Source organism: Arthrobacter sp. YAF34 (genome assembly GCF_052113245.1).
GTDB lineage: Bacteria > Actinomycetota > Actinomycetes > Actinomycetales > Micrococcaceae > Arthrobacter.
Genome location: NZ_JBFRCV010000004.1, coordinates 58,300 through 73,122 on the forward strand (window position 1 = coordinate 58,300; position 14,823 = coordinate 73,122).

The window sequence follows — 14,823 nt, forward strand, 5'->3', positions numbered from 1 at the left end:
CTTGCCTTCGGTTGCTTTTTCCTGTGTGAGAACCACAATTCTGCCTTTCAAGAGTGACGTGATGAGTTTGCGGGAGGCCTGCGACGGCGTCCGGGACGGTTCGGTCCTATGCGCTCACGTGGGCGGGGGTGCTTTTGGTGGCCTCGTCCGCGAGCTGGCGTTCGCGCTTGCCCCAGGTTTCCCGGGTGGCGAGGGCGGCCCAGAGTCCGATGGCGGCGTAGGTGCCGAAGAGCAATGCCGGGCCTATCCAGCCGAAGCTGACGAACAGCAGGGTGGTGATGAACGGGGTGAAGCCGGAGATCGTGGCCGAGATCTGGTAGGCCAGCGAGGCGCCGGAGGCGCGGGTCTTGGCCTGGAAGAGCTCCGGGAACCAGGCGCCCTGGGCGCCGGCGAGCGAGTTCTGGCAAACGGCGTAGGAGATCACGAGGGTGGCGATGATGAAGATGAACAGGCCGGTGTTGACCAGGAGGAACATCGGCACGGCGAACGCCACCGCGAAGGCGCAGGACCAGATGTAGAGCGGGCGCCGGCCGATCCTGTCAGTCAGGCGGGCCCAGGCCTGCGTGGCGAAGATGCCGATCGCGGAAGCAATGCACAGCGCCACGAGGGTCTGGGTCTTGTCGGCCAGGTGCTGGCTGTTCAGGTAGGAAATCATGTACGTGATGGACACGGCATAGCCTGCGGTCTCGGCGATGCGGAGGCCGATGCCCTTGACGATGTTGCGCCAGTCGGTCTTGAGGACCTCCGTGATGGGCGACCTCACGAGCTCGCCGCTGTCCTTGACCTCGTCGAAGACCGGGGACTCCGGAACCTTGGAGCGGATGATCAGGCCGACGACGACCAGCACGATGCTGGCGAGGAACGGAATGCGCCAAGCGAGTTCGCCGCCGAGCTGGACGCTGAAGAGGAACACCAGGTTGGCCAGCAGCAGCCCGACCGGGAAGCCGGCCTGGACCATTCCGGTGTACTTGCCCTTGGACTTCCACGGCGCGTGCTCGTAGCTCATCAGGATGGCGCCGCCCCACTCCGCGCCGAAGGCCAGGCCCTGGACGATCCGGACGAACACCAGCAAAGCAGGAGCCATCAGGCCGACCTGGCCGTACGTGGGAAGCAGGCCGATCACGAAGGTGGCGACGCCCATCAGGATCAGGGAGGCCACCAGGACGGGCTTGCGGCCGACCTTGTCACCGAGGTGGCCGCCGATGATCCCGCCGATCGGGCGGGCCGCGAAGCCGACGCCGAGGGTGGCGAAGGCAGCCAGGGTACCCGTCACCGGATCGCCGGTGGGGAAAAACGCGGTGCCGAAGTACAGGGCCGCGGCCGTGCCGAATCCAATGAAGTCGTACGTTTCGATGACCGCGCCGACGCTGGAGCCGATCGCGACGCGCCGGGCCTCCTTCGTGCCATGCACCGGGCCCTGCATGCTGAGAGCTTCGTTGCTCATGAGTTTTCGTCCCTTTCGATGAGCGAGGGCACCTGGCTCCAACGCTGTCGACTGTTAACACACCTGACTCGAACAATAGTGACGCAGGTCATGGTCGATGTCAACAGTCGATGTTGAGGGTTGACTGTCGACAATCATCGGGCATACAGTGATTCGCATCACCCTGCAGATCAAGACGATCAACGCCGTTGCTCAACTGGCCACCGGCGGATCGCCCTGTAGGCCCGGCAACGCAAACCCCACGTTTTCCAACAAGGAGCATCATGAGCCACACCGTCCAACGCACCGCCGTCCTTACCGGGGCGACCTCCGAGCGAGGCATCGGCATTACCACTGCCCGCCGCTACGCCAGCCAGGGATGGGCGGTCGTGATTCTGGACCTCGATGGCGAGAAGTCTGCCAAGGTCGCCGCAGAAATCGGCAACGAATTCGACGTCCCCGCCTTCGGCCACGAAATCGACGTCGCCAACGAAGCCTCCGTCATCAACGCCCAGGCCGCAGTAGCGGCCGAAGTCAATCAGGGCAGCCTTCCCCCGGTGGGTGCCCTGGCCAACATCGCAGGCATCACCTCCCCGGTCCCGTTCCTCGACACCACCCTTGAGCTCTGGCACAAAATCATGGACGTCAACGCCACCGGCACCTACCTCGTGACCAAGGCGTTCCTGCCGGACATGATTGCCAACGGCTGGGGCCGAATCGTAAACATGTCCTCTGTCTCCGCGCAGCGTGGCGGGGGTGTGTTCGGCAAGGTTCCCTACTCCGCCGCGAAGGCCGCCATCCTTGGCTTCACCAAAGCACTCGCCCGCGAACTCGGCGCCACGGGCGTCACCATCAACGCCATCACCCCCGGGGCCGTTGACACCAACATCCGCGTCGGCAGCACTGAGGAACAGGAAGCCGCCATCAACGCCGGCATCCCCCTTGGCCGAAACGCCACCACCGAAGAAGTGGCAGCAGTCATCACCTTCCTGTCCTCCCAGGACTCCGCTTACCTCACCGGCACCACCATCGACATCAACGGTGGAAGTCACCTCCACTAACGGGTCCCGGCGCCCACAGGAGCCTGCCATGACAAGTGGCTTTTCAAAGGTCTCTCAGATTCACCAAAAAACCGTGGCCGGTTCCCGCGACGTCCACTCCGGCCGTACGAGGAAATCCCCGTACCAGGCGCCGGAAACGAGGTTCGGAGATAGTTGCTGACCCATACCCCTACCATGACTGGAGTCGGCTGGTCGGGACACCGGTGGAAATCCGTAAGGACTTCTCAGTGGTCCGGGCAGGAATTGTTGACGATGTCATGCCCGATTCTTCCGCACTGTGGCTGGCTCCCGACAGCAGCAAAGGACGAGAACTTTTCGCCGCAGCGGAAGGCTACCAAGTGTGGATCCAGCCCCAGAAACTCGACGGAAAGCTTTGCTACAAATTGGCGGCGGAACACCTTCCGCCGCCTACCACCTAAGTCCTACGCCAAACCAGACCGCCGAGAACCGGTCTCATCCGTTCCGCCGCTCACGCCAACCCATGGCCAACGTCTCGGTGACTGCTCGCACCTTGACGGGGACTCATTTCCGGGCGGACAGTCGAGCAGAACCAGATCGTACTCCCCCGCGACGCTGGCAAGCAGTTTGGCCAGGGCCAGCTGGGCAGCGTCTCGGTCCTTCTGGGCTTTGGCTCCAAGGAATGCCGCGGCATCGTCGAGATGGGGGCCACCGGCAAATGACATCAAGGTTGGCTCGGACGCCGGTCAGCAGGTCGGGTTGTTCCCCGAAACGCAGCGAAGCCGCACGCATTGCCGCGCCGGCGCCCCTACGCCGGCGAGCTTCTACCCAGGGAATACCAGAGGTCAGCATCGAAACACGGCTGATTTCGGCTGATCGACGCTGAAACGTCGGGTTCATCCGCTAACGAAAAAACCCCGCCGTTCCCGTGTAAACACTGGGAACTGCGGGGTTCTAGCTGGTGGCTCCGACCGGCGTCGATCCGGTGACCTTTCGATTTTCAGTCGAACGCTCTACCAACTGAGCTACAGAGCCTAGGTGACGCGTCACCTTGACAGCCGGAACTTCTTCCGGCAATCAGAGCGACCCTGACGGGACTTGAACCCGCGACCTCCGCCGTGACAGGGCGGCGCGCTAACCAACTGCGCTACAGGGCCTTGCTTGTTTACTGCTAGTTTCTTGCTGTTTGCGGTATCGCTACCGCAATTTTTCAAGGCCTTTAGCCTACCAGACTTTTTCATCCGGCTTGACCCGTTCCTTGCGTACCCCCAACGGGATTCGAACCCGTGCCGCCGCCGTGAAAGGGCGGTGTCCTAGGCCGCTAGACGATGGGGGCCAGGACGCCATCCGGTTGAGCACATCAGGGCAAAAATTAAGGGCCGAAGCCTTTCGTTTTTGTCCTCGCGGGTTCCTCCGAACTGGACTATAAAACTATAAGGGCAGACCCCCGGTTTATCCAAAATCAGCCTTCCCGCCGCTGCAAGGGCCGGGCAAGATGGACTGATGGATGCCGTTGCCGCCCTCAATGAGATCGCGTTCTGGCTGGAACGCGAACTGGCCCCCACCTTCAAGATCCAGGCGTTCCGCAAGGCAGCCGCGGTGATCGGCGCCCTGGAGCCGGACGAGGTCGCGGCGCGGGCGCGCAACGGCAGGCTGAAGAGCATGAAAGGGATCGGGGACAGAACCTTCGACGTCATCAGCCAGGCGGTCGACGGCGGCGTACCCGACTACCTTGAGGGACTGCGGCAACGCGGGGAGCAGCCCCTCGCGAACGGCGGCGCCGAACTCCGCTCCGCCCTGCGCGGGGACCTGCACAGCCACAGTGACTGGTCCGACGGCGGGTCCCCGATCGGGCTCATGGCGGACGCCGCCCGCACGCTGGGCCGGGACTACCTTGCCCTGACGGACCACTCCCCCAGCCTCAAGATCGCCAACGGCCTGAGCACCGAACGCCTGCGGGAACAGCTGGACGTAGTCGGGGCGATCAACGGGGACGGCGGGGGCTTGCGTCTTCTGGCCGGGATCGAGGTGGACATCCTGGAGGACGGCACCCTGGACCAGACCGCGGACATGCTGGACCGACTGGACATCGTGGTGGCGAGCGTCCACTCCAAGCTGCGCTCCGACCGGCGCACGATGACCGAGCGGATGCTGGGCGCCATCCACGACCCGCATACGAACATCCTCGGCCACTGCACCGGCCGGCTGGTGCAGGGGTCCAGGGGAACGCGGCCGCCGTCCGCATTCGACGCCGAGCGGGTGTTCGCGGCGTGCGCGGAGAATGATGTCGCCGTCGAAATCAACTCCCGGCCCGAACGGCAGGACCCGCCGGACGAGCTGATCCGGCTGGCTCTCGAAGCCGGTTGCCTTTTCAGCATCGACAGTGACGCCCATGCGCCGGGCCAGCTGGATTTCCTGCAGTACGGCGCCGAGCGCGCGGCCGCGAACGGCGTGCCCGCCGGGCGGACTGTCACCACCTGGCCCCTGGACCGGCTGCTGGAGTGGTCCGGGCGCGGGAAATAGCGGCCGGGCACGTACCCTGGGCGCCGTGGGCGCCGCGTCCTAACCGTTGCCCGCCTGCGGCTGGCCCGGGGCCGGTGCCGGCTGTTGGGCCTCGGGCCGCCACGGCGTGAGCGTGGGCAGCCAGCGCGGGACGTTGCCGCGGTACTCCGCGTAGGCCGCACCGAACTTCCGCGTCAGCGCGGGCTCCTCGTACAGCCGGACGAAGGCCACCACCGGCACCGCGCCGATGCCCAGGGCAGCAAAGAGCTTCGGCTGGCCCAGCAGCAGTCCCTGCCCTGCGACGGCCGCCGCAATGGACACGTACATCGGATTCCGCACATAACGGTAGAGCCCGCCGACCACCAGCTGCCTGGGCGGGGCAAATGGCGCGGGGGTTCCGATGCCCTCCACGGCGAAATGCACGAAGGAGTTCGCGATCACCGCCGCGCCCGCGCCGATCAGCAGGGCGCCCGTGAGCCGCGCCGGCGCCCCGCCGGGGACCGGGGCCTTCACTTCCCAGCGGGTCAGGAGCCACGGCACCAGGGCGGCGGCCGTTGCGGGGGCAACCGCGAAGGCGGCTGTACCGATGGCGGCAAGCTTTCTCTCGCGGGCCGAAGCTGAGGATGCTGTCATACCAGCCATGGTGAACCCGTCACACCGGGCGGGCAAGGGCCCACCGGCCGCGGACCGGCGCTCGGAGTCAGGTGACCAGCAGCCCTGCCAGGGTGAACATCACGACGGCGATCCCGGCGTCGAGCACCCGCCATGCGGCCCGCCGCCGGAACAGCGAGGTCAGGAACCGCGCGCCGGCGCCGAGGGCCGTGAACCAGGCGATGCTTCCAAGACCGGCTCCGGCGGCGAACCACCAGCGCCCGGACTCGCCCTGGGCCGCCGCGAGGGAGCCGAGCAGCAGCACCGTGTCCAGATAGACGTGCGGATTAAGCCAGGTGAAGGCCAGGCACGTGCCAAGGACGGCCGCCCGGCTGCCGGCCGGCTTGTCACCGGGATGGTCCATCTGCTCCCCGCGGACCGCGCGGCTGGCGGCGAGCGCCCCGTAGGCGAAGAGGAAGGCGGCGCCGGCCCAGCGGATCACCACGAGGGCCCCCGGCGCCCGGTCCAGGAGGACGCCGATGCCCGCGACGCCCAGCACGATGAGCACCAGGTCAGAGACTGCGCAGACCGCCACCACCAGGGCAACGTGCGAACGCTGGATGCCCTGGCGGAGCACAAACGCGTTCTGCGCGCCGATCGCGACGATGAGGGACAGTCCGGCAGAGAGGCCGGAGAACAGGGGCAGGATCACCACTCCACGGTAGGCGCCCGATCAAGATGAAACCAGTTAAAGATTCTCCTGGTGCATAAGATGAGCTAATGATCGATATTTCACCCGAGCAGGCCCGGACGCTGGCCGCGATCATCACCCACGGAAGCTTCGACGCCGCGGCCGCCCACCTGTCCGTGACGCCCTCGGCCGTCAGCCAGCGGATCCGCGCCCTCGAGGCCGCCGTCGGCCGGCCGGTTCTGACCCGGGTCCGGCCGGCAGGGCTCACGGAGTCCGGCCAGGCGGTGGTGCGGTTCGCCCGGCAGCTGGAACTGCTTTCCGCGGACCTCGCCGAGGAGCTCCAGCCGGACGAGCCCCAGGGGCGAACGCGCCTGACGCTGGTGATCAACAGCGATTCGCTGCACACCTGGGCGCTGGCCGGCCTGGCGGCGGCCGGCGACACCGTCCAGCTGGAGATCCTGCGCGAAGACCAGGAGCACTCGCTGGACCTGCTGCGCGCCGGCGCAGCTGCGGCCGCCATCACGGCCACCGCCAAACCGGCTGCCGGCTGCATCTCCCGCCGGCTCGGCGTCATGCGCTATCTGCCGGTCTGTACGCCGGCCTTCGCCGCAGCCTGGTTCGGCCGCGGGGCAGCGGAAGAAGGGCTGGCGACGGCCCCCGTGATCGTCTTCGACCGCAAGGACGACCTGCAGGACCGGTACCTGCGGCGGGTCAGCCGAAACCTCCAGCCGCCGCGGCACTATGTGCCCGCGGCCCACGAATTTGGCGAAGCCATCCGGCTGGGCATGGGCTGGGGCATGATGCCCGAGATCGAAATCGGCGAAGACCTCGGGAGCGGCACGCTCGAGACGCTCGCTACCCGCGGGCAGGTGGACGTCACCCTCTACTGGCAGCAATGGCGGCGCGGCTCGGCGGCGCTGGCCGGCGTCGCGGGCGCCGTCCAGGCGGCGGCACGCGTCCTCCGCTGAGGCGCTGCCGTACCCCCCGACGGGACCTTGGCCGCAGCCTTAGCCGCAACTTTGGCGGTAAACCGCGGAGACGTGGCCGATTTCCGCCAGTACTGACCGCGCGGGAACGGTTAGATTGGCAGCATGGCAACAACCGAAACAGGCTCACCGCGCCCGGACACCACACGGCCGGCCGGGGCACATGACGTGCCCTCCCAGGCGGCCACCCCCGCCCCCGCATCCGCACCGCTCGAGCCGAACAGCCCGCCGCGCCCGATCGCCTCAAGGCAGCCGGCTCCGATCAGCCGGCTCGGCATCGCCGCCGTCGTGGTCACCGTGGTCCTCTGGGCCTCCGCGTTCGTGGGCATCCGGGCCGTAGGCCCGAGCTTCTCCCCCGGCGCCCTGACCCTAGGACGGCTCTCGGTCGCCGCCGTCGTGCTGGGCCTCCTGGTGGTGCCGAAGCTCAGGGGACTGCCCCGGGGCCGCGAATGGTGGCCTATCCTGGGCTACGGCGTCATGTGGTTCGGCGGCTACAACGTCGCGCTGAACGCCGCCGAACACATGCTCGACGCCGGCACGGCCGCCCTCCTGATCAACGTCAACCCCATCCTGGTCGCCGTGATGGCCGGCGTGATCCTGAAGGAAGGGTTCCCGCGCTGGCTGATCATCGGCAGCCTGATCGCGTTCGGCGGCGTTGCCGTGATCGCCCTCGGTTCCGGCCAGCGGTCGACGGCGGACGTGGCCGGTGTGCTGCTGTGCCTGCTCGCTGCGGCGCTGGCGGCCGTGAGCGTGATCGTCCAAAAGCCGGTGCTCCGCAAGTTCCCGGCCGCCCAGGCCACGTGGTTCGGCATCATGGTGGGCGCCGTCTGCTGCCTGCCGTTCAGCGGCCAGCTGGTCACCGAACTGCAGGCCGCACCCCTGCCGGCCACGCTGGGCCTGGTCTATCTGGGCATCTTCCCCACCGCGATCGCGTTCACCACCTGGGCTTACGCGCTCTCCCTGATTGACGCGGGGCGCCTCGCCGCCACCACCTATCTGGTTCCGGGCACCACCATCTTGATCTCCTGGCTGGTACTCGGCGAGATTCCGACCATCTGGGGCCTGGTGGGCGGCGTGATCTGCCTGGTCGGCGTGGGGCTGACCCGTCGCCGGTCCCGCTAAGGGTTTCCCGATGCCTTCATCCCTCCCGCCCGGCCTGCCCATCGTTCCGGACCGCGGGGACGGCGGTGACGGCGGCGACGGCCGAGACGCGGAGGCTGGACCGTTCCCCGTGTCCGAGGCGGATTTCGAGGCGGCCGTGAGCGACGCCCTGGAACGGATCCCGCCGGAGCTGGCGGACACGATGGACAATGTCGCGATCTTCATCGAGGACGACTACACCCCGCAGCCCGGGGAAGACCCGGACACCGTGCTTCTGGGGCTGTATGAGGGCGTTCCGCTGACCGAACGGGATTCCTGGTGGGACGCCGGTTCCCTGCCGGACCGGATCACGATCTACCGCCAGCCCATCCTGGACATCTGCGCCTCCCGGGAGGACGTGATCGAGGAAGTCACCGTCACCGTGGTGCACGAGATCGCGCACCACTTCGGCATCAGCGACGCACGCCTGCACGAGCTCGGCTGGGGCTAGCCTTAGAGGCATGGGACACGACCACAGCCATTCACACGGCATCACCGCCACCGGCACTGCCAAGCACCGGAAGCGTTTGGTCGCCGTCCTGGCCATCACTCTCGCCGTCGTGCTCGTGCAGACGATTGGCGCCGTCGTCTCCGGCTCCCTGGCCCTGCTCGCCGACGCCGGGCACATGCTCTCCGACGCCGCCGGCGTCTTCATCGCCCTGCTGGCCGCGTGGATCGCCGCGCGGCCCGCCAGCGACCAGCGCACCTACGGCTACCAGCGCGCCGAGGTCCTGGCCGCGCTGGCAAACGCCCTGGTCCTGATCGTCATCTCGGTGGTCATCTTCACCGAGGCGATCCGCCGGCTGGGATCAGCGCCAGAGGTCCATACCGACGTCATGCTCTTCGCAGCGGTCCTCGGCGCCGTCGCCAACCTGGCGTCGCTGCTGATCCTGCGCGGGGCCCAAAAGGAGAGCCTCAACGTCCGCGGCGCCTACCTGGAGGTCCTGGGCGATCTGCTGGGGTCCTTCGCCGTCATCGCGGCCGCGTTGGTCATCATGGTGACCGGGTACCGGGCGGCAGACACCATTGCGTCGATCCTCATCGCCCTCATGATCCTGCCGCGGGCCTGGCATCTGCTCCGCGACGTGGTGGACGTGCTGCTCGAAGCCACCCCCAAGGGCGTGGACGTCCAGATGATCCGCGAGCACATCCTGGCGGTAGACGGCGTGGTGTCCGTCCACGACATCCACATCTGGACCATTACGTCCGGCGTCCCCGTCTTCTCCGCCCACGTGGTGGTGGAGGACGCGGCGCTCGGGGCCCGCGGCGCCGACCGGGTCCTCGACAAGCTCGCCACCTGCCTGGGATCGCACTTCGACACGGAGCACTGCACGTTCCAGCTCGAACCCGCCACCCATTCGGAGCACGAGGCCCACCAGCACGCCTGACCGCCGGGAGCCCGGGGCGCCGGCGTAGCCACCGGGATTCCGGCTGCCTGGCGGACGGCCCGGACTGTTGCCGGCGTTTCTGCCGCCCGACACACCCTCCACACACGTGACCAAATGACACCATTGTTGTTTATGTTATTGGTGTGACTCGTGTTGCCAAAGTGGCCATTGGCACGTAGCCTCATGCCTGCTGGATGATCCGCAGAGGGGCTTTTTCACGTGCCACATCCAACCTCGCTCATTCCAGCCTGAGACTTCAGCGAGGTTTGCCCATGAGCTGGACCGGATCCGGTCGCAAGACAGCTGCGCTCTGCACTGCCGTTGTCCTCCTTGGAACGCTCGCGCTCCCGGCCCAGGCTTCGCCGCGGGCTTCGCTGACTGAAACCGCAGGTCCGGCCGCGGCGGGCCGGGTTCCGGCCTCCCCGGAGATCCCCTCCCCGGAGGAGATCGCGGCCGCCAAGTCCAGTGAAAGCGCGACGGCGGCGGAAGTCACCCGGATCGACGGGCTCCTGGCCGATGCTTCTGCCGCCCAGGAAACCAGCCTCGGCGCGTCGCTGCAGGCCAACAACGCGTACGGCGAGGCCCTCGTGGAGCTGGCCACCCGACGCGAGGCAGCGGCCGTAGCGGCCGCCAGGGCTGCCGCCGCCGGGGCGCAACAGGCCAAGACCCGCAAGCAGATCGGCCAGCTGGCGGGCGATCTGTACCGCAACGGCGGCCTGAACCCTGCCCTCAGCAGCTTCGTCAGCGGCACCGGCCAGGCGCTCGAAGACGCCGCCACTCTGGAGGCTGTCACGGCCGGCCGCGCGCGGGCGTTCCAGTCCGCGGAAACCGCGGCCGCCGCCGCACAATCGCTGACCGAATCCGCAGCGGACGCCAAACGTGCCGCCGATGAGGCCGCCACAACGGCGGAAGCCCGCAAGGCAGACGCCGATCGCGCCGCCGCGGCCCAGCGGCAGGCCGTGGCTGATGCGAAAGCACAGCGCAAGGCGCTCGTCGGCCAGCTGGCAAACCTCAAACACACCACGGCCGCGCTGGAGTCGGCCCGGGTGGACGCCCTGGACCGCCAGCGCCAGCAGGAGCAGCTGGCGGCACTGACCGCGGCCGCCAACGCGGAGCCACAGCCGGGCGCAGCCTCTCAGCCCGCCTCGGCCTCACAGCCGGCCCCCGCGGCGCCGGGAGGGGACACTTCGCCCGGCCAGCAGCCGGCAGCCCCGGTTCCTGCCGCTCCCGCCGCTCCCGCGCCGGCTCCCCAGCCCGCGCCCGCCCCGGCTCCAGCTCCTGCGCCGGCTCCTGCGCCGGCCCCGATTCCCGTTCCGGCACCTGCGCCGGTTCCGGCCCCCGTTCCGGCGCCCATTTCCGGCGGCTCAAACCAGACGGCGATCTCCGTGGCGCTCGGGAAGACCGGCTCGCCGTTCTTCTACCAGTACGGCGGAACCGGGGCCTACGGCTTTGACTGCTCGGGCCTGGTGCAAAACGCGTTCGCGGCGGCGGGAAAATACCTGCCCCGCACGGCCTCAGAGCAGTTCGCACAGGCCCCCGTCCACGTTCCGCTTTCGCAGGCGCAGCCCGGCGATCTGCTGGTATGGGGCTCGGCTCCGGGCTTCTACCACGTGGCCATCTACCTCGGCGGCGGCCGCGTGGTCCAGGCCCTAAACCCCGACGCCGGCATTACCGTGACCGATGTTGCCGCCATGTCCGGGATGCAGCTCTACGGCTACGTGGCGCGCTACTGAGTCCCGCTCGTGGGCGCCCCAGTCCCGACTGCGCAGTCCAGAATGCGCGGTCCCGAATACGGAGTCCCGAAACTAGGAAAGCACGTCCTTGGTGACGAACCTGGCATAGGCCAGCGCCCCGAAAACGGCGACGTAGCCGCCCTGCAGGACCGCGTTGACGGCGAAGGAGTCCCAGGAAAGGGGCTGGCGCAGGAGGTCACCAAAGTCCAGCCAGTAGTGGCTGAACAGCCAGGGATGCAGCCATTCGAGTTGCGGCAGCGCGTCCAGGACCTGCGAAACGACCGAGAGCACCACGGTGGCCGCCATGGCCCCCACCGGAACGTCGGTCAGGGTGGAGATGAACAGCCCAATTGCCGATAGCCCGAGCAGCGAAACCGCCAGGTAGGCGGCAATCAGCAGGAGCCGGAGCACTGCCTCGCCGGTGCCGATCGTGTCGCCGGAAAGCAGGGTCACCGGTCCCACCGGGAAGAGCGCGGCGCCGATTCCGGCCCCGACCAGGGCCACCACGAGCGGGGCCACAACCACGAAAAGCGCCGCACCGACATATTTGACGAGCAACAGGCGGATCCGCCCGGCCGGAGCGACCAGCAGGTACCGCAGGGTGCCCTGCCCGGCCTCGCCGGCGATCGTGTCGCCGGCCACCACGCCGACGGTCAGCGGAAGAAATAGCGGCACGGACACCACCATGGCCGTGACGCCCACGAAGAGACCGTTCTGGGTGATCCGGTCCAGGAACGCCGGGCCGCGGCCCGCGGGAACGGCGGAGGAGACCCGCACCGCCACGGCGATCAGGACCGGGATGGCCGCCAGCGCGCACAACATCGCCCACGTCCGGCGGCGGCGGAACAACACCCCGAGCTCGGAGGCCAGCAGGCCGCCCGCCACGGACCGGCGCCGGACCGGCGGAGCCGTCGCGCCGGCGGCACCGGCGGTGTCAACGGCCCCGGCGCCGGCAGTATCTCCGCCCGGAGCGCCCAAGGATGAAGTGTCACTGGACAACGTCGAACCCCTCCCCCGTCAAGGCGACAAAGCGGTCCTCGAGGCTGACCTGTTCGGTCGCGAAGCCGCGGACCCGGACTCCCGCCGCCACGAGGGCAGCCACCACGGCTTCCGGGCCCGCCGGTTCGCCCGGTCCTACGGCGTCCCCCGCCGTCCCGTGCGCTCTTCCGTACTGCGTGTGTCCCGGCTGGGCGGTTTCCGGCCGCACGGCGCTGTCTCGGCTGGCGGTCTCGGGCCAGCCCGCCGGCAGCGGTGCGACGAGAACGGCGCCTGCCCCGGAGGCAGCGCCGCCGGAGGGTCCGCCGCCGTCGGGACTCAACGTGGCGGCGAGGCCAAGGCCGGCCAGCACCTGAACCGCGGCGCCGGGGTCCGGAGTCAGCACGCGGATCCTCGCCTGCCCCGCACCGCGCAGGTCCGCAAGGGTCCCCTGCGCCACAAGTCGCCCGGCGCTCATGATGGCCGCATGGGTGCAGATCTGTTCGACTTCGGCCAGCAGGTGACTGGAGACGAATACCGTGGCGCCTTCGGCCGCGAGCGATCGCACCAGGCTCCGCACTTCCCGGGTGCCCTGGGGGTCCAGTCCGTTGGTGGGTTCGTCCAGCACCAGCAGTTCCCGCGGGGCCAGCAGGGCATTGGCGATCCCCAGCCGCTGCTTCATCCCCAGCGAATAGGCGCGGACCTTCTTGTCCGCCGCATGCGTCAAACCCACCCGTTCCAAGGCCGACTGGACCCGGGCGCGCCGCGTGGCGGCCGCGGCGTAGGGGTCCGCGGCGTCCATGCGGCGGAGGTTGGCGGCACCGGAGAGGAACGGGTAAAAGGCCGGTCCTTCGACGAGGGCCCCGACCCGGGGCAGGACGTCATTGAGTTTCCGGGGCATCTCCGCACCCAGGACGCGCGCAGTGCCGCCGGTGGCCGCGGCCAGGCCCAGCAGGAGCCTGATGGTGGTGGTCTTCCCCGACCCGTTGGGGCCCAGGAAGCCGAAGACCGCACCCTTCGGCACGGCCAGATCGACGCCGTCGACGGCTACCTGCTGACCAAACCGCTTGGTCAGGCCCTTGGTCTCAATGCTCAGCTCAACAGTCGGCGTGGCCCCCGGCCCGGCGTCGCTCACGCGGCCGTCACCGGACGGCCGCCAAATACGGTGCCCGTATTCACTTCTGCGCGGCGGCGGCCAGGAGCCGCGCGGCCGGCACGGAACCGGCGAAGACCCGGCCGTCGTCGAGCACCAGCACGTTCACCAGGGCCGTGGACAGCAGCCGTCCGCCTCGGACCGGGACGGTGGCCTGCTGCAGCAATGCCGTGGCGTCCGACGCCGGGCCGGCCGCTCCCGGCGGGAACGCGATCACCGAGTCCCAGCCGGAGCCGGTGACTGCCGGTTTGTGGGTGCTGTTCTTGGCCGGGGACGTGGCGTGCCCGGAGTCTTGTCCGTGCTTGTGCTCCTGGACGGCCATCTCCTTGACAGTGGCGCCCGGCGGCGGGCTGAACTTAAAGACGGAGGCGTCGGGGGCCCCGAGGGTCAGGCTGGTGTAGGCGACGCGGAAGGCCGGATCGGCCTGTCCGCGGGCCTTGATCTCGACGCTCAGCGGGAGCCCGGTCTGACCGTCCACCGCGACCGCGACCGATGCGACCAGGGTCGCGTCGGACTTCGGCGTCAGCACCAGGTTATAGGCGGGCCGGCCGGCCACCCGGACGTCGGCGCCCACCTTGACGGCCGTGCTGGGATCGATCTTTGCCAGGAGCACAGCGGCCAGCTGATCGGGAGTGGCTGTGGCGTCCGCGCCACTAGGGTGACCGGCGGCATCGGCCGGGATCTGGGCATGGGCGGCGGTGTTGTCCTTGGAGTTGTAGAACCAGACCTCGTTGCCGTGGCGAGTGGCGTCCCGTTCCGCCAGCCGGTCCATCACCTGGACGCGGGCGTTGTCCGGCCCGTCGCGATAAACCCTAGCCGTGTGCGGCCCTGTCAGCAGCTCGAGCCACGCGGTGCTGGACGAGTCCGTGCCGGCTCCGGTTTTGGGGAGCTCGGGAAGGCCGAGCTCGGAGGATTGCTCCAGGGTTCCGGAGAGGGCGGGCTCGCCGTGCTGGGCGATCAGCTTCAGCACCTGCTCCGGAGTTTTGGCCGGCAGGGGATTCCCCGCGCTGGCCGGCAGGGACCCGGCCAGGACCCCGGCGGCGATGACCGCAGGAACAGCGGCGGCGGGCAACCAGCGCAGCCAGGTGCGCGTCCGTACCCTGGTCATTGGGACCGCACCCCAAAACTACGCGCCCCAAAACTACGCGCCGCAAATCGTGACGTCCCGACTATCCGGGGCTGAGGAATGCGCGCTCCAGTGCAGCTCATACGTCAAGGGTAC

The 14,823-nt window shown here is 68.6% G+C and carries 13 protein-coding genes and 3 tRNA genes; 7 read left to right on the forward strand and 9 right to left on the reverse strand.

The features are described from left to right. Positions 1–106 precede the first annotated feature (106 nt). The gene (locus tag AB4Y72_RS06245; protein ID WP_441425282.1) at positions 107–1,444 is read right to left on the reverse strand and encodes an MFS transporter; all 1,338 of its coding nucleotides are present in this window, start codon (positions 1,442–1,444) and stop codon (positions 107–109) included. Between the two features lie 263 nt (positions 1,445–1,707). Between AB4Y72_RS06245 and AB4Y72_RS06250 the strand changes: the two genes are divergently transcribed. Continuing rightward, a complete protein-coding gene (locus tag AB4Y72_RS06250; protein WP_441425283.1) occupies positions 1,708–2,484 on the forward strand; it encodes an SDR family NAD(P)-dependent oxidoreductase in 777 nt (258 codons plus the stop codon). Positions 2,485–3,401: 917 nt separating this feature from the next. Here AB4Y72_RS06250 and AB4Y72_RS06255 read toward each other — a convergent pair. The 3 genes from AB4Y72_RS06255 to AB4Y72_RS06265 form a co-directional block, all read right to left on the reverse strand. Beyond that, positions 3,402–3,477: transfer RNA gene (locus tag AB4Y72_RS06255), tRNA-Phe, on the reverse strand. A gap of 48 nt (positions 3,478–3,525) precedes the next feature. Further along, positions 3,526–3,599, reverse strand: a tRNA-Asp gene (locus tag AB4Y72_RS06260). Positions 3,600–3,705: 106 nt separating this feature from the next. Beyond that, positions 3,706–3,778 (reverse strand) — tRNA-Glu (locus AB4Y72_RS06265). Between the two features lie 167 nt (positions 3,779–3,945). On the opposite strand from AB4Y72_RS06265, the gene AB4Y72_RS06270 reads away from it, so the two are divergent. After that, positions 3,946–4,965 (forward strand): PHP domain-containing protein, encoded by a 1,020-nt coding sequence (locus AB4Y72_RS06270; protein WP_441425284.1) that lies wholly within the window; start codon positions 3,946–3,948, stop codon positions 4,963–4,965. Between the two features lie 39 nt (positions 4,966–5,004). On the opposite strand, the gene AB4Y72_RS06275 is transcribed toward AB4Y72_RS06270, so the two are convergent. Beyond that, complete coding sequence (locus AB4Y72_RS06275) at positions 5,005–5,577, reverse strand: methyltransferase family protein (RefSeq protein WP_441425285.1); 573 nt, start codon at positions 5,575–5,577, stop codon at positions 5,005–5,007. A gap of 67 nt (positions 5,578–5,644) precedes the next feature. Then, a complete protein-coding gene (locus AB4Y72_RS06280) occupies positions 5,645–6,247 on the reverse strand; it encodes a LysE/ArgO family amino acid transporter (RefSeq protein ID WP_441425286.1) in 603 nt (200 codons plus the stop codon). 68 nt (positions 6,248–6,315) lie between these two features. On the opposite strand from AB4Y72_RS06280, the gene AB4Y72_RS06285 reads away from it, so the two are divergent. The 5 genes from AB4Y72_RS06285 (at position 6,316) to AB4Y72_RS06305 (ending at position 11,473) form a co-directional block, all read left to right on the forward strand. Continuing rightward, positions 6,316–7,194: an ArgP/LysG family DNA-binding transcriptional regulator gene (locus AB4Y72_RS06285; protein WP_441425287.1), complete on the forward strand. Its 879-nt coding sequence runs from the start codon at positions 6,316–6,318 to the stop codon at positions 7,192–7,194. A gap of 123 nt (positions 7,195–7,317) precedes the next feature. Continuing rightward, the gene (locus tag AB4Y72_RS06290) at positions 7,318–8,334 is read left to right on the forward strand and encodes a DMT family transporter (RefSeq protein WP_441425288.1); all 1,017 of its coding nucleotides are present in this window, start codon (positions 7,318–7,320) and stop codon (positions 8,332–8,334) included. A 10-nt stretch (positions 8,335–8,344) separates the two neighbouring features. Beyond that, on the forward strand, positions 8,345–8,803 hold the full coding sequence (locus tag AB4Y72_RS06295) for a metallopeptidase family protein (protein ID WP_441425289.1): 459 nt from the start codon (positions 8,345–8,347) through the stop codon (positions 8,801–8,803). Between the two features lie 10 nt (positions 8,804–8,813). Then, a complete protein-coding gene (locus AB4Y72_RS06300; RefSeq protein ID WP_441425290.1) occupies positions 8,814–9,740 on the forward strand; it encodes a cation diffusion facilitator family transporter in 927 nt (308 codons plus the stop codon). Positions 9,741–10,012: 272 nt separating this feature from the next. Beyond that, positions 10,013–11,473, forward strand: coding sequence for a C40 family peptidase (locus tag AB4Y72_RS06305; protein ID WP_441425291.1), 1,461 nt, complete (start codon positions 10,013–10,015; stop codon positions 11,471–11,473). 72 nt (positions 11,474–11,545) lie between these two features. On the opposite strand, the gene AB4Y72_RS06310 is transcribed toward AB4Y72_RS06305, so the two are convergent. From AB4Y72_RS06310 to AB4Y72_RS06320, 3 genes are read right to left on the reverse strand one after another with little or no spacing between them, the layout of a single operon-like run. Then, positions 11,546–12,451, reverse strand: a complete 906-nt coding sequence (locus tag AB4Y72_RS06310) for an ABC transporter permease (RefSeq protein WP_441425292.1) — start codon at positions 12,449–12,451, stop codon at positions 11,546–11,548. Positions 12,452–12,461: 10 nt separating this feature from the next. Continuing rightward, positions 12,462–13,583: an ABC transporter ATP-binding protein gene (locus AB4Y72_RS06315; protein WP_441425293.1), complete on the reverse strand. Its 1,122-nt coding sequence runs from the start codon at positions 13,581–13,583 to the stop codon at positions 12,462–12,464. A gap of 40 nt (positions 13,584–13,623) precedes the next feature. Continuing rightward, positions 13,624–14,709 (reverse strand): LolA family protein, encoded by a 1,086-nt coding sequence (locus AB4Y72_RS06320; RefSeq protein ID WP_441425294.1) that lies wholly within the window; start codon positions 14,707–14,709, stop codon positions 13,624–13,626. Between the last annotated feature and the right edge of the window lie 114 nt (positions 14,710–14,823).